The following is a 17,868-nucleotide window of genomic DNA, read 5'->3' on the forward strand; positions in this document are numbered from 1 at the left end:
TTTATTAAAATTTAAAGTTATATGATACTGATGGTACAATACCAAAAATAGCTGTTCTTGTAGCTTCATTTGCACCAGATTCTCTGTTTTGACCGAATGAAACTGAAGCTGCATTTTTTCGATTATATACATTATAAAGTCCAAAAACCCATTCACCTTTCCAACGTTTATGTGGTCTTCTGTTTGGAACATATGTTGCTGATAAGTCTAATCTGTGATATGAAGACAATCGATTAGAATTTCTATCAGAATAATTTGCAATTGAAATATCTTCATATTGATATTGTCCATTAGGATAGGTGACAGGTCTACCCGTTTGAAAAACAAGATTAGATCCAAAGGTCCATTTTTCATTGAGTTTATAACTTCCTGTAAATGAAAAATCATGCGTTCTGTCTTGGGCTGTATCATACCAATTTCCATTATTAATACCGGGACCGCCTGCGCTTCCTCCCAATGTTCGCTGTTCTGATTTAGAAGCAGTGTAACCCAAGAGACCTGTAAATCTCCCTTTAGACTTTCTAAATAATAATTCTAAACCATAGCCTCTAGATTCTCCATTAAGAATTTCGGTTTCAATTGTATTTTGACCAATTAGATCTGAACCATCTATGTAGTCAATCCTATTATCTACTGATTTATAGTATACCTCTGCTTCAAACGAATATGTTTTATCTTTAAAATTTCTGAAATACCCTAAAGCAAATTGATCTGATAGTTGTGGTTTAATAAACTTTCCGCTAGGTGCCCACACATCCACTGGTGTTACCGCTGTGGTATTGGATAATAAATGAATGTATTGTGCTGTTCTTGAATATCCAGCTTTTACCGATGATACATCATTTAATTGATACGATAGTCCTAATCTAGGCTCAAGATTATTAAAAGTTTTTATGTCACTGCCTTTGCTATAGTCTGTTTCACCTATTGCTGTTCCTGCTTGGTAGATTCCTAATGTTTCGTTGTAAACTACAGGTTGATTATTTTGATAATCAACTAATGACTGTCCGCCTAGTCTCGTAAAATTGCTGTAACGGATTCCGTATTGTGCTGTCAGTTTATCTGTTAATTTATGCTCAGCATTAATATATATACCACTTTCAAAAGCTTTCTTCTTGTCTAATTGTAACGAATTTATAGGTGATGTATCAGACGTTGGTTCAATTGCACCAGGATCAAAATCATAATAAATGGCATTGGCTCCAAAATCTAACTTAAGTTTATCATTTGCATAATATTTTAAATCATATTTAGCATTATAGTTCTTAATAGAAGCGACCCAATCAAACTGAAAAGCATCTAATTCTAGGTTGTAATCATATTTACTATAAATCAATGATGCGTTTGAAAATAGTTTTTCATTGAAGATGTGATTCCATCTTAAGTTTCCAGAAAGATTACCATAACCACTGCTAAATCCTCCTTCAAAATCAAAATTATCACGCCCAAAATAACCTGATAAATACAGTTTATTATTGTCGTTGATATTATAATTGGTTTTTAAATTTAAATCGTAAAAATTAGCACTATTTTCTTCACCGGATGCTTTCAAAAAAAGATGCGCATAAGAACTTCTACCTGCAATTAAGAACGAGCCCTTATCCTTAAACAATGGCCCTTCTGCTGCTAAACGGCTAGAAATAATGCCTATTCCTCCTGTTAGGTTAAAGTTTTTACTATTTCCATCTTTTTGACGCACATCTAAAACTGAAGACACACGACCTCCAAAACGAGCTGGAATAGCGCCTTTATATAATTTTACATCTTTAATCGCATCGGCATTAAATACCGAGAAAAAGCCTAACAAGTGTGATGTGTTATAAATAATCGCTTCGTCCAACAACACTAAGTTTTGATCTACTGCACCACCTCGAACATTAAAGCCTCCAGAGGCTTCACCTGTGTTTGTTACACCTGGTAATATTTGAATAGCTTTCACAACATCTACTTCACCCAAAACAACTGGCATTTTTTTAATTGTAGATACTTTAATTTTAGAGACACTCATTTGTGGGTTTCTAAGACTTGCGCGTTCCGATTCTTCGGCTGTGATAACAACCTCGTTTAATTGCATCGATTCCTCTGTAATTTCAAAATCTATCTTTATGTTATTCTCTAAAGTAATCTCTCTAGTGACATCGGCAAATCCAATATAAGATACTATAAGCGTGTAATTTCCTTTTGGCGCAGTAATAGAGTAAAACCCATACTCATTACTCATTGCTCCATTTGTTGTTCCTTTAAGAAACACTGACGCTCCAAAGGCTGTTTCGCCATTATTAGCTTCTTTGACAATACCATTTATTGTAAACGTTTCTTGTGCTGACAAGAGCGTTGTAAATAGCATAAATAGTAATACTCCGTTTTTCATTGTTTTGATTGTTTTGATTGTTCGTTTTTTGATTGATACTTATTATTGGTTTGGTTTGATTTTAAGCTTGTTTTAGCCCCAGTAAACCAACCTAGACCTATTGAGGAGCCTATCGTGTAGTTCATTCTTAGTTTGTTTTATATTCTTGATTAAACAGGTTTGGAATCTGAAAACCATCTGTTAGTTTTTCTAACTCCTTTGCTATTTGAAGCAGCTTGTAATCATGCCATTTTTGACCATGAATTTGGACACCGACAGGTAGTCCCTTTTTTGTTAATCCAATTGGAATAACTACGATAGGATGCCCTGGAATTGTTGACGGAAAATTAAACGGAATAAATGCTTTTGTATAAGGAACTTTTCTCCCGTTTACTTCAAAAGTAACTCCTGGTTTTTGATGTTTAAAAGCTGGCGCGATTGAAACTGGTGTTATCCAAACATCATACTTTTTAAAAAAATCTATAAATGTATCTGAGACCTCATCCTTGAGCTGTAAAGCTTCTGAATACCCGTGTTTAGAGATTTTTGCGCCTTGCCACATGCCCTTTGCCCATTGCTTATCTCGATATTTTGATTTTATAAATAGGTAGGAAAGCAATCCTTTAAAAGGCATCTTCTTCATAGCTGCGCCGAAATCATAACCTGCAATTTTACCCCAAAGATTAATAAGTGTATGTGAACTATAATTTGGTTTTGATTGAACTAGTTCATGTTTTGAATGATGTATTTTATTTAAAAATCGTTGATATACTTCTGTGTAGTCTTCATCTAGATACAAACCATCTAGAGATTCAGAATAGGCTACTTTTAAATTTTCTCCTCTATATTGAAATTGTTCTAGAGGTACTGGAGGGTTTTCAGAACACTGCTGTTCACCATTCCAAAGGACTTCTAATGCTAAAATTAAATCGTCTACATTTCTAGCCATAGGACCATTACTCACCAAGTATCTCCCTAATTTAGGTAGGCCTGGTGTTACCATATTTCCTCTGTTTGATAGTGCCGATTCTGTGGTACGAATACCACAAACACCACAAAAATGAGCTGGCACGCGAATGGATCCACCCGCATCAGTACCTAATTCTAAAGCCGTAAACCCTGAAGCTAATGCTGCTGCAGAACCTCCAGAACTGCCGCCTACAACATGATTAAGATTATAAGGGTTATTGGTTTGACCAAACCACGGATTTGTAGATTGCCAATCGAGCGCGTATAATGCCAAATTTGTTTTGCCAATAACGATGGCGCCTGCTTTTTTTAATCGCACAACCAATTCTGCATCAGTTTTAGCAATGTTTGATTTTAATTTAGGATTTCCGTTAGAAGAAATTAAACCCTCAACATTAAAGCTGTCTTTTACCGTTATTGGCAAACCGTGTAAAGGCCCCAAAATAATACCATCCTTTAACAACATATCTTTAACTCTAGCCTCAGAAATGATCTCGTCATAATCTTTGATATCAGATATGGCATTTATTGTTGTATTGAATGCTTTAATATGATTTAAGAATTCGATCGCAACAGCTTCACAAGAGATCTTTTTATCTCTTATAAGTTTTGTTATTTCTGTTGCGCTTTGAAATAGTATTGGTTTCATCGTATTGAATTTAAGATTGGCAAAGGTATATTCTGATTCCATTTTGAGTGTTCCATTTTATAAAACGGAACACTTTTTTTAGAAGTTGGTGACCTACAAGTCTTTCTTAGCTTCGTATTTAAAATGTTGTCCGCCTAATGAAGCTTCGTACATTAAACCGCCTTTTGAAAGCGTATAAACTGCAACACCTTCTTGATAGGCCATATTAATAGATGCTCCTTTTTTTAATGCTACAGCAGATGCTTGGCCGTCAAATTTTAATTTTCCATTGGTGAATCTTTTAAAGGATTCTTTGTTTTCGAAGAAGATAATTTCGCTGTACTGTTGTCCGCCAAATTGTAAGCCAAATGATGCTTGTTTTAATTTAGATACTCCTACAGCTTGATTATTTTCAAAAACAATGCCTTTTCCCATGGCTCCGCCAATTCCGATACCTGCTTTTGTTATTTTCGGAAAAACCACATAGCCATAAGATTCATTGTGAAATGATTCTAGTTTTGGTGTTTTTTCAAGCATTGTTTTTAACGCTTCGTTTGAATCACTAGTTAATTCTGGATTCCAACCTCCTACTTGTGCATTCATTGTCATTGAAATAATAAGCGCTAAGACAGTGGTTATTATTTTTCCTGTTTTTAATTGTCCTGTTTTCATTTTTGTGAATATTTAATATTAACGAATGAACTATTTCATGCGTCTAATTCTTCGACAAAGATGTGGCAGTTATGGCTCCTGAAAGGTCAAGTTTACAAGGCGGGCAAAAACAGGGGTACGTGCTTATAGGTAAGCACTAAAAAATTCAGTGTTTACAAAGGTTTCAAGGAAATTACAAACACTAATAAAAGAGGTGTGTATTTACAAGCAAAAACGAATAATTGAATAAAACAGACTAAGAATTAAAAAACTCTGTAGGAGTTTTTCCTGTTTGCAATTTAAAATGCTTATTAAAAGTAGATTTTGTACTAAATCCGCAATCATAAGCTAGAGAAATCATCGTGTATTTTTTGTTTTCTGGAAGCGATGCCATTTTGATAAACTCATTTATTCGAAGGGCGTTGATGTAGTTATAAAAATTCTTTCCTTCCATCTCATTAATAACCTGCGATAAATGATTTGGGTGAACTTTTAAATTTTTAGATAACTCCACTAAAGTAAGCTCCTCATTTTTATAAAAAGAATTGTCTGCCATCAACCCTTGTAATTTGGTGTAAATCTGTGAAGCCATATTTTCATGTAATCCAGACTTTGCATATTTTCCGATTGAAGCGCTTTCCTTAGAGGTGTTTTTTGTATTTGATTTTTGATTTTCTGCGCTAATTTCTTTATCTGAATTTCCGACTGCATCAATATTAGAATAAAATATATTAAGTTGATTGATTCCAAAAAAGCCCATGAAGAGTACCAAAATAACAACGGCAGAGTAAATTATATTACTATCAAAAAAAATAGCTAAAATCCATATAATACCAAAACCAATTGACAGTAGTCGTAGCCATTGCAGTTCCTTTTTATCCGTATTCGAAAATCTATCTTTTATTATTTTTTGATATCTGTTTATTATCACTAAAGACCAAATTGAATAGGTTAAACCAGAAATGGTTATTACTGAAACTTCAATCACTGTATACCATTCAAAACCTTCGCCGTCGTTTTGATAAACAAACACTTTTCCTTCACCAGTTAATTGATAAAAAGGGATGGCCAATAAAATTAAAATAATGGTGGGCAGAAAATGTAGAAATGCAATACTGTTCTTTTTAATGGTGTTTCCAGTAATTTCAATCACATAGAAATATAATAAAACCCCATGTAATACCGGTAAGCCTAACTCAACTCCCAACCAATGTGGATGTTCATAAAAATACTCTATAAACGCAAAATATCGCAATATCTGGTTAATAGAAATAAAAATAAGCCAAATAACAAGAATTTTATCTGCGCGCGATTTATTCTTTTTTAGTAGTAAAAGAAGTGAAAGAAAAATGGCTATGAAGATTCCAACAATAAAAAACATGCAGTGCTTAGTTATATGACTGCAAAATAACGGAATATTTTTTTGAGTCACTTAATTTATTGCGTTTAACATTGATTTTATAGGTGTTATAAATGAAAGCCATATGATTTATTTATATTTACTATATGATATTACATTCAAAGTATAAGCGGCAAATAAGACAAATTCTAGTATTTGGTGTCATCTGGCTATTGTTTGGATTCATCTATATTTTATTAGAATTTGGACTTTTAGGAGAGCTCGAGCATTACCCAACAACCGGAAACAGATACAGTTTTAAAGAGTCCTTTTTTATTGTAAATATTGGAAGCCTGTTTATGGGATTGTTTCAAGGGTGTATTGAAGTATTATGGATGAGAGCATACTTTAGTAAACTGGCGTTATGGAAAAAATTCGTGTATAAGAGTATCTTTTACCTTGTATTGATTATTCTATTTATTTCCGTTTTAACTATTATATTCAATGCCATTCTTTTAGACAGTCCTGTTTTTAGCCAGAAAATCTTTGAAAGTCTCTTGGAATTTATGTCTAAATTTTCATTTTGGGTTATTGTTATCTATACAGGTGTCATCCTTGATATTGCGTTATTCTATTCTGAAATTGAAGCGTACTTAGGTAGCAACGTTTTGATGAATTACCTCGGAAAATATCATACGCCCAACCAAGAAAAACGAATTTTCATGTTTTTAGACATGAAATCATCTACTACTATTGCTGAAGGTATTGGGCATGAGCGCTATTTCGAATTATTAAAAACATATTATGCAGATATGACGAATGCTATATTAGAAACCTCTGGAGAAGTTTATCAATATGTTGGTGATGAAATAGTAGTGACTTGGAAAGAAAAAAAGGGTATTGAAAAAAACAATTGTATTTATTGTTTTATTAAGATTTCAGAAACAATTCATAAAAACAAGGAGCACTACATGAAGCAATTTGGCTTAGTTCCAGAGTTTAAAGCTGGTTACCATATTGGTGAGGTCACAGCTGGTGAAATAGGAATCATTAAAAAAGATATTATTTATACTGGAGATGTTTTAAATACAACAGCTCGTATTCAATCAGAGTGTAATACCTACAATTCAAAAACGCTTATTTCCGAAGAACTATTCAATAAATTAAAAGAAGCCGATGGCTATTCATTTAATAAAATTGACAAATTGCTCCTTCAAGGAAAAAAAGAGCATATACAATTGTACGATGTTATTTACAATGGTCTTATTTAAAACGTAGTGCAGGTAATAGAAATTATTCTTTCAGACAAACGCAAGCCGAACTTTAAATTTTTGTTTATTAAATATTACTGAATATTAATATATTGTTATGCCAATTGGACGCCATAAAGTGAAAGCTTTTCTGCCTTACCTTTAAGTTCTATGTCTCCCTTCTCTTTAAGAATCAAATTATTCAAGGCTTTTCATGTACCCATCATATTCCAAACTCACCTTATCCGAATGGAAAGATATTTCACGAGGTTTAGTCCTTAGAGAAATCCCTGGAGCTGCATAATAATCGACTACTTCAGAAGAATAACTAGGCTTTCCATATTTTTTAGTCAGAATAGCTTTTAGTTCATCATGGTCACTTTCGGTGTTCATAATATGAATAATCTCCAGTTTATTATCACTAAACATTAACTCAACGAACCTTTTTTTTCCGTGGTACATAAAATCATAGCATTCTAACTGGGTTTGTTTCTTATTTGCTGTTGAAAGTATCAAACGAAGCTCACGCTCTTCCAATTTACCATAACGTCCTTCGAGATTCCTTCTAATGGTCTCCATACTATCTCCGAATTCACCAATATGATGCTCGAGTGAGTCATTGTCACTTTTTTGGGAAGCGCAGCCCATAGTAAGAACGAATAGTAGGAAACTAATTTTTCTCATGATTGAAAGTTTTTATCCTTTAGTATCTAATTCTTCATCAATTGATTTAAGAATGTGTTCAATTTTATTTCTTGCTTGATTATAGGTTCTGTCTTTTTCTTCCATAATCTGTATAAGTGAGATTACTAGGTTTTGAAATTCATAGGTAAAAACATCATCCGGTTTTTTAATCTCAAGTGTTGAGTATTTTAAAACAGAAGCTACGACTGGGCCTGTATAATTCATCATGGCATCATAATGGATAGATTCCATTCTGTTAATATAAATATACATCTCTTCCAACTCTCTTATGCCATTAACAATCTTATCATTTTGAAGTAAATTTATTTGTCCACTATTCACCATGGTTTCATAAATATTACCTTGCCTATCAAAGTCTGAATATTGAGTTAGATTTCGAACTAAAAGTCCGAGTGTATCCATTTTTCTTCGATCATTATTTTCAATAATTTCATTGATATATTTAAATTCAGCCAAATAACGATTGTTAAAATGAATTTGTTCTAATATTATATGGCTGTCGTCTGCTATTTGAGTTCTTGTGCTTTCATAATATTTGTTTTCAGCGTTCTTTTTAATTCTATTATCATCCCAATTACTTAACTGAAAGGCCAAACTAATACCTATCACAACCAATAGGATTTCACCAACAGCATATAATAAATAGCGCTTTAAGTTTTTTTCTTTAATTAATGATTGCCGTACACCTCTAAATAATTTCATTTCGCTTTGGTTCTATGGAAGGAGTATCTACTACTATTGGTTGTAGTTGCCCTTCAATTGAATTTACAAAACTCCTTTGAGGTACCAAAGTTTTTCTTGGGGCTTTCTTTTTCATACCAAAAGAAAGTCTAAGAATATTGAATTTTCTAATAATAAACCAATACGTAATTAGTATTGAAAACAAAGAAAATACTGTTATTAATAAAGCCTGTAATCCAAAAGAAATATCCCATTGTAACACAAAATAACCTACAAAAATAAGTGCTGGCTGATGTAACAGATAGAATGGGTAAATAGCTTCATTCATTATTTTTCTATACTTATGGTCTTTATTAAAATATCGTTTGAAATACCCTATTGCAGTTAATCCACAAGACCATGCTAATGTTAAACTAGTACCTAAATATAAATAATGCCTTACATCACTGTTTTCCACCATATATATATTTACATAATACAATATCGTAAATAGGATTGTTTGATATAGGTATGATCGTCTATCTCTAGCAAGTGCATTAATCACTTTTGGACTCGTAAACAACATAAAGCCACTTACAAAGAAAATTACATAATACGTGAAATAGGCCCAATCATTATAAAGTGCATGTGTGCTTTTAGGGAAATATTCCCTTAAAATTAGTTGCGATATAATGATGATTGGTAATAACCAATTTAATCCCTTTCTTTTTGAAAATATTGCTATTAATTTACCTCGTACCATATTGTAATGTCCGGTTTTAGTATAATTTAAAAAGGGTGTTATTAAAAGAGAAATGACAAATAAGTATGCAATAAACCACAAGTGATGCCATGAAAAATTCCCAACAGGATAAGGTCCTCCATCAAACATGTGAGGAATAAAATCTAAAAGCGAGTTGTAATTATCAATACGTTCCACATAAACCATTAATGGAACCAATGTAAAAAAACCAACTAAAAGCGGAATGAATAATCTTGTAAACCGTTCTTTTAAATATTGCCAGCTTGTTCTGTGCCCAATAGCATAATACGTACCAACTCCAGAAACTAAAAACAGCAATGGCATGCGCCAAACATGAAGCCACCACATAATGGGCTCTAAAAACTCAAATGTCATTTTACTGTTAACATGCCAATTTTCTGGTCTAAAAATCATGCCTATATGGAAAAAGAATACGCTTATTATAAGTCCGATTCTTAACCAATCTATAAAATATTTACGTTCGTTTTTTATTTGTTCTTGAGAATTCATATCTATTCGTTTTTTGATGTATTGCCTATTATTATTTATCAAATGCCATAGCATTACTAACTTGCTTGACCTGACTACCCTTCTTATTCGTCTTTTTTTTCATCCCAAACAGAAATCGTAAACTATTATTAGTTTGTATAAGCTTGTATAATAATATCGATGCAGGAATAGCTGTACATGCAATAATGATAAACTTTGTAAATGTGCCTAGTTCTAACCCTACGATATAGTACCCAAATACGATAATCAATGACTGATGAAGCACATATATAGGGAGTATACTAATGTTTGCTGGTACAAGGATTGAATGCTTAAAGTTCATGTGTTTTGCAAAAAATCCTAAGAAGAATAAAATCCAACTATAAGCAATCAGCATAGAAACAACACTTAATTCAATGTGTTTTAAAGAATAGCTCGGGTTCATATATTCTTGAATATTTAGAGGATCTAGAAAAGCAGAGTATATAAAGTAAATTGAGCTGATAAGACCTACAACAAGAAAAAGATATGTTTTTTTCTTTATGATATTAATAAATTCAGGATCACTCATAAAAAGGAAACCATAAATAAAAGGTAACATATATATCAAAAAGTCTGCCCAATCTGTATATTCTGAATACATAGGTTTTAAGATAACACGTATAAGAATCATAGGTAACACCAAAATGAATACGCCATAATTGCTTTGCATAATACGCTTCAACCAAGAAAATTTCAATTGTCCTTTTTGGATCTTTTTAAACAATGGAATTACACACATCGTCATAACAAATAAAAATGGTAGAAACCAAAGATGAGTCCCTAAATGGCCAAACCATAGCAACAAACTGCTCCCCATGTTGGCACCTAGTTGTTGAGAAGGGTACGCAATTAGAAAATCCAAATAGTTTCCTGAAAAATCACGAAACATAACCCATTCATAAAATCGTTGTGGTGGAATTATTAATACTATTCCAAATATAAAAGGAACGATTAATCGTTTAACTCTATCCATTACGAATGCTTTCTTACGAGATCTCAAAGCAAACCATGTTCCAGCGCCTGATACTAAAAATATAAGAAACATACGCCATCCATGAGTAAACATAGTAAGTAAGTCAAAAATGAAATTTTGATCCTCGTTTTTTATGTGCCATGGAAATTGGTCAAAAGGTCTCCATGAATGAAAAAGAAAGAGCAAGCCAAAAGCTAAAACCCTAAGCCAATCTATATAATGTTTACGTTCGTTTGTTGATTTGATCTGTGAATTCATAATAATTACTATTTAATTATGAAACAAATCTAAGAACACCATGAAGGTTTGGACGAATCAGCCTATAAGCTCGATGTTCGAGTTTATAAGGAAGCACTAATTATGACTGATTATCAGTAGATTACGAATCCCTGTATGCTGATGGTGTTTGTGAAGTAAACTTCTTAAAAGCGGTATTAAAGGCCGATTTAGAGTTATAACCAACGCGTTCTGCAATGTCTTCAATGGTTAATTTTTTACCTAAATCAGTTTTTAAAATGGCTTTGGCTTCTTCGACTCTGAAGGATGCTAACATCTCAAAAAAAGACTGATCGAGCTTTTCATTAATAACTTGAGAGACATGATGTGAACTTTGATGAATTGCTTTAGATAACCCGGATAATGATGCCGTGCTACTTTTATAATATTTTTCACTTTTCATTTGGCTTATTATAGCCTCAAGAATATCATTTTTTTGATCGTCTAATAAAGATGATTTTTGATACTTTAAAACAGGCCCTTCCAAAAAACTTGAAACTTCTTCATAGTAATTAGAACTATTCATGATTTGAACAGTTGCCATAAACAGCATAAATGATAAATATAAATAGATGAAATAGTCGCCAACATCGTTTTTAAATATCAATTTAACAATTACAAATATCGCTATAATCGCTAAAAAATGATATAACGAATTGCGTAGAGCCATTAATGTTTTATTGTTGGTTTTCCACAGGTTTTGATTAAGTTCCCTTGATTTAATAATGAGCAGTCTAACAATTAGTGAAATATAAATAATAAATGAAGCTCCTGTCAATACGTTTACATAATGCCTAATCCCTAAAGGACTATCTGATATCAATTGAGTTGTATAGATATAAGGAATATCCAATTGCATCACTTCAATATTTGAATTGTATTTAACTGCATCAGGCTGAATAAAGAAGAAAACACAATATAATGTCCAAATTATAAACGGTGTAAAATGCAACCAATATACAGGTTTTTTTACGTCTTTAAACTGAGAAACAACAAATAAATAAAGAAGAGGCGCAATGATAAAATTAAAGGGTTCAGCAAAATTAGTAATCGATAAAAATTTAAAAATTAACATTGTATAGTTCATCCAGCCTTCTAACATTGTTAGTGTCAAAGCTAAAATAAAAAATCCCATTATCAAATTTGGTAAACTTTGTCTCCATGACTTTCGTATATAAAAATAGGACAGAAAAAAGCCAAGAAATACGCCTATAAAAATTACAGCAGCAATAAAATTGATATTTAAAGGAATGTCTTGCATATTTCAAAAATAACAATTTATTCCTTTCTGTTAAGATGTAAGGGGTTTGAGCATTGATTAAAATGTTTTGAAGTGCTTTAAATAAAACGATGCGATACGCTACATGTTACGATGCTGTTTCTATATTGTTATGCATTAGAGCCATCATTTCAATAGCGACACCAGATGCAGAAGCTGGGTTTTGCCCAGTTACCAAATTCCCATCAGCTACTATAAAAGGATCAAATGGTGTTGTATATGAAAATTGGCCACCTTGTTTTATTAATTCGGCATCGAGCATAAATGGAATAACATCGCCCAATATATGTTTGTCGATATTTTCTTCAGCTTCAGTAAATGAATTGATGCGTTTCCCTTCTAGAAGGTTCTCTCCGTTTGATAAAGTCACATTGAGCAATGCTACAGGACCATGGCAAACAGCACCAACAACACGTCCGCTTTCATAGACTGTTTTTATGATGTCTTTAACTAAAGGATTTGTTACCATGTCGGTCATAGGACCTAAACCTCCTGGAAAGAAAATGGCATCGTAGGCGTCAATATCTACATCACTTAATTTATGACTAAAGTTGAGGCGTTTAAATCCGTTCCCTTCCTTAAAATTTTTGCTTAATATTTGGGTATTGTCGTAGCCTACAAATGGAGGAGCATCCCCTTGAATACTTGCAAAGTCGACATTGTATCCTTTATTTGCGAATTCAAAATAAGGATCTGCCACTTCTGAGAATTCATAACCTGCAGCATGTTTTCCAGTGCCTGTAACGTTAGTACTTGTTACTATAAATAATATGTGTTTCATTGTATTGCTTGTTTATAGTTAAAACTAAAGGAAGGTTTAAAACAGCTCCCTTTAGTTTGATTGCTTTTTATGCTAATACTGTGTTTCCTGAGGTCCCTACTTTATGCAATGCATTTGCAAGTTTTTCTGGACCCGTTTCTAATGGTACATGACCATATTCTAGAGTCACGCTCTCTTCGATTCCCAACATTTTTTGTCCGTGTCTTTGAGCTTTCAATGTAATGACGCGATCTAAAGTTGTTTCAATATATGCTTTAGGAACACTTCCAAAATTCTCATCTGTTGTAATTACTTTTTCAAAAAATGGAGTTGTTGACTGAAGAACTAATTTTGGTAATACCTCATCAATTTGAGCTTCTGTGGCTCCACCAAATACAACGTTTAAAATAGTTTCTCTACTCATCGTTGCTGTACTTTTGTCTTCAGAGAAGATTAGATTCTCTAGAAATTCGCTTCCTTCATCTTCTTCAAAAACCTCAACGGCTGTTTTTCCATCGTAAGGCATTGCTGAAGCTATGAACACTAATTTTTCAATTTTATCTGGCATTTCTTCAGCTACTTGAGAAATTACAAAGCCCCCAAAACTATGTCCTACTAATACGACTTGACCGGCTGTGTTGTTTAATTCTGCTTTAACGCGATTAGCATAAAGAGCCATATTGATTTCAGAAATTGGTGTTTTATCATCACCATGTCCTGGCAAATCGATAGCGTTTACAGTATGCCCGTTTTTTTCTAAATAAGCTGTTGTTTCTTCCCATGACCAAGCACCTTCCCATGCGCCATGGATTAATAAAAATGTTTTGTTTGAATTATTCATTATTTCTGTTTTTTAATTTTAGTAATTTGTTTAAAAAAAATGGACACCATGATTTTGATGCCCATCTACAATTGCTATTAATCGTAGTGAGGAGAATTCATTCCTCTACTTGGCCCTTCACCTTTGTCAACATCAAATAATTTGACAGTTACAGATGCATTAATCGCTCTTCCTTCTTCAACATATGGTCCAGTTGCAAAGTCCCATGCCGTTTCTTCGCTTTCAAATTCATACAAACCCCCTAAAGTGTTTGTATTCATTCCTACTAACCACGTTTTACGGATTAATCCTGGTACTGTTTTTAATCTTTCATTTACTGGTTCCCATATTTCTGGTGTGAAATTCGGTACATTTGATTGTAATTCTCCGTATAGGAAAACTCTTTTTGATTTACTCATAATTTTTGTTTTTAAATTTATATTGTGTTATAATTATAGTACAAATTTGAGGCATATTTGAAGTTTAAAAGTTGTCATATGACAACGCTTTGAGCTTTATGCTTTTTTTTAGGACAACGCATCATTGGTGTGCTTCATAGAACGCGTCCATAGATCTATTTGCTTTATAGCATTTGATAAATCTGTAATTTGATCATTAGAAAAGTGTGGTTCTAAAAGGGTGTGAATGCTTTCTAATTCGTCGTCGTTATTAGTACTAATGATATAATCTGTTAAAGCAAAAAGTGCGCGTTCTTTTACTGAAAAATGTGGAACGTGATTCCAAACTGACACTAGGGAAAGTCTTAAGTCTGTTTCTCCAAAATTTTTAAGCTCATTAAAGTGAAGGCTGATAGAATAGTTACAATTATTTAGGTAGCCAATTCTAAGTCTGACTAATTCTAAATGTCGAATTTCTATGGTAGAATTCATGTTTCTATTAGTTGTTTAAACAACAACTCCGACCATGAGCCGGAGTTGTTAATACTGTTTAAATTGGTTACTTATTACCCTTTAGAGATGGCTTCTCCTATTTCTTCATTAGTCATTGCAATTCCGTCTAAATTCCATCCACCATCTACGGCATGAACAACATTTGCATAGATATTATCTTTGGGTTGTTTCCCTCCTGATAATTTATAAATGATGTCTGTAACCTCTGCAAAATGTTGTTTTTGAATAGCTCTATCTGCAAGTGCAAATGAAGGAACTTTCCATTCTGCCCATGCACCTAAGAATTCTTTACCTCCAGAAAAGGACATGCCTTTAGGTACAATATGTACATTGGCTGTGATGTTTGGTGTCATAACGGTATTACCCGTTAAACCATGATTTTTTAAGAAGGAGTCTGTAATTTGTTGAACGGCTTTTTTTTCTGTTCCAACAGGCAAAACACCTTCTGTTAATGTTAAAGTAAGTGGCATAATATAAATGTTTTAAAATTGTGAACTTTAGTGCTCATCAACAGTACAAAGATGCGAGGATATGAAAGTTTAAAAGTTGTCATATGACAACGTTTTAGAAAAGCATACTTATAATTACATTTTTAATTTTCGCTTTAAAATCATGGAGTAGTATGACATTTTTCTATTATTAATTTTCATTATTAGCATTCCCGAAATAATAAATAGGGCACTAATAAAATGGTATCTGTATAAATATTCATTAAAAAATACCGCAAATAGTGCCGTAAACAATGGTACCATATTCATAAAAATCCCTGCTTGATCTGCGCCCGCTTTCTGAACTGAATAATTCCAAAAGTAAAAGACAACCCCTGTTCCTAAAATCCCTAATCCGCTTATGGCGAACCAAAATTTGGTAGAATGAGATGCAATTTCTTGTATTTCAACAAAGGGCAAAAAGACCAGGATTCCAATAAGCGTAAAAAGAATTGCTAAAAAAGTGAAGCTCGTATTTTCTAATTCTGAAGAATACTTTTTCACCCAAACATGATGTAATGCAAAAAAGATATTGGCAATTAAAATTAAGACATCACTATAATTAAAGTCAATATCTTGAAAGCTGGTAATATTGCCTTTTGAAATTAGATACATAACACCTGAAAATGAAATTATAATTCCAATTAGATGCTTTGTCTTTAATGAGGTTTTTAATATAATACTTGAAAGCAGTACTGTTATTGCAGGATTAAGACCAATTATAAGTGCTGCATTAATGGCTGAACTATTCCTTAAACCAAGAAATAAGAATACATTAAATCCAAGTAAACCAATACCGCCAACAAGGGCAGCTCCTTTTATGCTGGATCGCTTTAATTGCAAAGACTTTAAGTTTTTATATGCTAGTAGAAATAAGGTTATGCCTGCTAAAGTAAAGCGCCATGAAATAGCTTCAATAAAGCTAACTTCGGCTAACACAATTTTAGAAAGATGAAAATTTAGTCCTAAAAATAGCGTCGCAATTATAAAATAGATATTGGCTTTCATGTATTATAAAATTTAAGTTTTAATAATACGTCAAAGTTTAGAAGATTTGAAAAAAGAAAAATGGTCTTATGACAACGCTTTCATTAGAATAGATTCAATTTTTAAAGTTGTGCACGCAATTTACTAAGTGTAGAGTTTGTCATACCTAAATATGACGCCACTGCTTTGCTTGAAATTCTGGTTAATAATTTGGGTTCATGTTCCATAACCCATCGCAGTTTATCTATACCTTCCATTCCTAAAAAACTATAAATCCGCATTTGAGAGTGGATAAAAGCAAATTCCATAAATTGATTATATACATATCTAAATTCAGGAATGGTATCGATAAGTTTAAAAAAACTATCTCTGCTTATAACTAATAAATTAGAGGGTTCTGCAGATACCAAAAAGTCTCTAGATGGTTTATTAAGGACAAAACTTGTTATCGCAGACATAATTTGATCTTCCAACGCAAAATAACCAGTCACTTCATTCCCTTTATTGTCAATTTCATACATGCGAAGACATCCTTCATTTATAAAATAAAAGTTCTTACACACCTGTCCCGTACGGCATAATACTTCATTACGCTTTGTTTTTAAAGGTTTAAAATGCGAGGTCACTTCTTGAAGTGAAGTGTCATTAATATCGGTACGCTCTTTTAAGTAATTTTCAAGCTGATTATACATAATGTAGTGGTTTACTTATTGTAAGATATCAAACTATTCCCAAAAGACAATCTAGTATTATCTTTCTCGTAAATTAATATTTTGTTTTTTGTTTTTAAAAGAACCCAAACGCTTATTCCTATAACAGCTCCCATGGCTATACTTTGTCCTAGGTCGTCAATCACAATTCCTACAGTTATCCCAATAATAATACCTAATATTATTGTAGGGACTAAATAATTATCAATTTTCATTGCTTCAATTTTATTAATATTTATTTATTATTGGTTTATAATGTGTAATGTCTTTTAAGATTCCAACGAGCCCTTTTGCTCACGTTAGCGATTTCAAATTTCCTTTGGAAAAATGAATTCACACTTGGTGTAATGGACTGTTTCATGATTCTTTGTTTTAAGTCGTAAACTTTATTGCTCATCAACAGTACAAAGATGAGAGCTTATGAAAGTGTAAAAGTTGTCATATGACAATGTTTTATATAGTATATTATTGAATGTGGTAAAATGCAGTCCATCTAATTTTCTTCTTTTATCACCTAGAAGTGTTATCTAAGTAAATAGATAAAAGTTGTAATCGCAAAATTTAATGATCTTCGGGATTGGTTAACCATCATACAAGAAAAATATCGCTTGTATAATTGAGCTCAATATAAAAAAGGGGGCCGTTTGTACCTAAATATCGTATAACAATATGGAGCAATGTGAAGTAACATAGCGTTATTAAGCTATTATTTTAATTGTCAAAATAATCATATGGAGTGTTATAGATATATAAAGGTTTGAGCATCCATTCTAATTGCTTTCCAATTTCGCTTGCTTTTAGCCAAAAGTAGCTTTTGG

19 protein-coding genes are annotated in these 17,868 nt (G+C 32.5%); 1 reads left to right on the forward strand and 18 read right to left on the reverse strand.

Annotated features, from left to right (window positions below; all coding sequences use genetic code 11):
- Positions 1 to 4: 4 nt before the first annotated feature.
- The 5 genes from V7719_RS10320 to V7719_RS10340 all read right to left on the reverse strand — a co-directional run bounded on the left by V7719_RS10320 (position 5) and on the right by V7719_RS10340 (position 5,979).
- Positions 5 to 2,371 carry a TonB-dependent receptor gene (locus tag V7719_RS10320; RefSeq protein ID WP_335729824.1) on the reverse strand — a complete coding sequence of 789 codons (2,367 nt, stop codon included), beginning with the start codon at positions 2,369 to 2,371 and terminating at the stop codon, positions 5 to 7.
- On the reverse strand, positions 2,368 to 2,496 hold the full coding sequence (locus V7719_RS10325) for a hypothetical protein (RefSeq protein WP_335729825.1): 129 nt from the start codon (positions 2,494 to 2,496) through the stop codon (positions 2,368 to 2,370). The genes V7719_RS10320 and V7719_RS10325 overlap by 4 nt, the downstream gene beginning before the upstream one ends.
- A 2-nt stretch (positions 2,497 to 2,498) precedes the next feature.
- A complete protein-coding gene (locus V7719_RS10330; protein WP_335729826.1) occupies positions 2,499 to 3,968 on the reverse strand; it encodes an amidase in 1,470 nt (489 codons plus the stop codon).
- A gap of 93 nt (positions 3,969 to 4,061) precedes the next feature.
- On the reverse strand, positions 4,062 to 4,619 hold the full coding sequence (locus tag V7719_RS10335) for a YSC84-related protein (RefSeq protein ID WP_335729827.1): 558 nt from the start codon (positions 4,617 to 4,619) through the stop codon (positions 4,062 to 4,064).
- A 235-nt stretch (positions 4,620 to 4,854) separates the two neighbouring features.
- Positions 4,855 to 5,979 carry a helix-turn-helix domain-containing protein gene (locus V7719_RS10340; RefSeq protein WP_335729828.1) on the reverse strand — a complete coding sequence of 375 codons (1,125 nt, stop codon included), beginning with the start codon at positions 5,977 to 5,979 and terminating at the stop codon, positions 4,855 to 4,857.
- 125 nt (positions 5,980 to 6,104) lie between these two features.
- On the opposite strand from V7719_RS10340, the gene V7719_RS10345 reads away from it, so the two are divergent.
- Entirely contained in the window at positions 6,105 to 7,208 is a 1,104-nt protein-coding gene (locus tag V7719_RS10345; RefSeq protein ID WP_335729829.1) for an adenylate/guanylate cyclase domain-containing protein, read from the forward strand.
- Positions 7,209 to 7,385: 177 nt separating this feature from the next.
- Here the strand turns inward: V7719_RS10345 and V7719_RS10350 are convergent, their stop codons facing one another.
- The 13 genes from V7719_RS10350 to V7719_RS10410 form a co-directional block, all read right to left on the reverse strand.
- Positions 7,386 to 7,835 carry a hypothetical protein gene (locus V7719_RS10350; protein ID WP_335729830.1) on the reverse strand — a complete coding sequence of 150 codons (450 nt, stop codon included), beginning with the start codon at positions 7,833 to 7,835 and terminating at the stop codon, positions 7,386 to 7,388.
- A 48-nt stretch (positions 7,836 to 7,883) separates the two neighbouring features.
- Positions 7,884 to 8,594, reverse strand: a complete 711-nt coding sequence (locus V7719_RS10355) for a DUF6090 family protein (RefSeq protein ID WP_335729831.1) — start codon at positions 8,592 to 8,594, stop codon at positions 7,884 to 7,886.
- Entirely contained in the window at positions 8,581 to 9,825 is a 1,245-nt protein-coding gene (locus tag V7719_RS10360) for an acyltransferase family protein (RefSeq protein ID WP_335729832.1), read from the reverse strand. Before V7719_RS10360 ends, V7719_RS10355 begins: the two co-directional genes overlap by 14 nt.
- Before the next feature lie 31 nt (positions 9,826 to 9,856).
- Positions 9,857 to 11,077: an acyltransferase family protein gene (locus V7719_RS10365; protein WP_335729833.1), complete on the reverse strand. Its 1,221-nt coding sequence runs from the start codon at positions 11,075 to 11,077 to the stop codon at positions 9,857 to 9,859.
- A 121-nt stretch (positions 11,078 to 11,198) separates the two neighbouring features.
- Positions 11,199 to 12,356: a helix-turn-helix domain-containing protein gene (locus V7719_RS10370; RefSeq protein ID WP_335729834.1), complete on the reverse strand. Its 1,158-nt coding sequence runs from the start codon at positions 12,354 to 12,356 to the stop codon at positions 11,199 to 11,201.
- A 106-nt stretch (positions 12,357 to 12,462) separates the two neighbouring features.
- Positions 12,463 to 13,155 carry a type 1 glutamine amidotransferase domain-containing protein gene (locus tag V7719_RS10375; RefSeq protein ID WP_335729835.1) on the reverse strand — a complete coding sequence of 231 codons (693 nt, stop codon included), beginning with the start codon at positions 13,153 to 13,155 and terminating at the stop codon, positions 12,463 to 12,465.
- 67 nt (positions 13,156 to 13,222) lie between these two features.
- Positions 13,223 to 13,975 carry an alpha/beta fold hydrolase gene (locus tag V7719_RS10380; protein ID WP_335729836.1) on the reverse strand — a complete coding sequence of 251 codons (753 nt, stop codon included), beginning with the start codon at positions 13,973 to 13,975 and terminating at the stop codon, positions 13,223 to 13,225.
- A 77-nt stretch (positions 13,976 to 14,052) separates the two neighbouring features.
- Positions 14,053 to 14,373, reverse strand: a complete 321-nt coding sequence (locus tag V7719_RS10385) for a YdhR family protein (RefSeq protein ID WP_335729837.1) — start codon at positions 14,371 to 14,373, stop codon at positions 14,053 to 14,055.
- Positions 14,374 to 14,481: 108 nt separating this feature from the next.
- The gene (locus tag V7719_RS10390; protein ID WP_335729838.1) at positions 14,482 to 14,844 is read right to left on the reverse strand and encodes a carboxymuconolactone decarboxylase family protein; all 363 of its coding nucleotides are present in this window, start codon (positions 14,842 to 14,844) and stop codon (positions 14,482 to 14,484) included.
- Between the two features lie 74 nt (positions 14,845 to 14,918).
- Positions 14,919 to 15,335 carry a hypothetical protein gene (locus V7719_RS10395; RefSeq protein ID WP_335729839.1) on the reverse strand — a complete coding sequence of 139 codons (417 nt, stop codon included), beginning with the start codon at positions 15,333 to 15,335 and terminating at the stop codon, positions 14,919 to 14,921.
- A gap of 114 nt (positions 15,336 to 15,449) precedes the next feature.
- Entirely contained in the window at positions 15,450 to 16,361 is a 912-nt protein-coding gene (locus V7719_RS10400; protein WP_335729840.1) for a DMT family transporter, read from the reverse strand.
- Positions 16,362 to 16,462: 101 nt separating this feature from the next.
- Entirely contained in the window at positions 16,463 to 17,032 is a 570-nt protein-coding gene (locus tag V7719_RS10405) for a Crp/Fnr family transcriptional regulator (protein ID WP_335729841.1), read from the reverse strand.
- 11 nt (positions 17,033 to 17,043) lie between these two features.
- Positions 17,044 to 17,265 (reverse strand): hypothetical protein, encoded by a 222-nt coding sequence (locus V7719_RS10410; protein ID WP_335729842.1) that lies wholly within the window; start codon positions 17,263 to 17,265, stop codon positions 17,044 to 17,046.
- Between the last annotated feature and the right edge of the window lie 603 nt (positions 17,266 to 17,868).

It is taken from the genome of Psychroserpens sp. (assembly GCF_036960315.1).
Lineage (GTDB): Bacteria > Bacteroidota > Bacteroidia > Flavobacteriales > Flavobacteriaceae > Psychroserpens.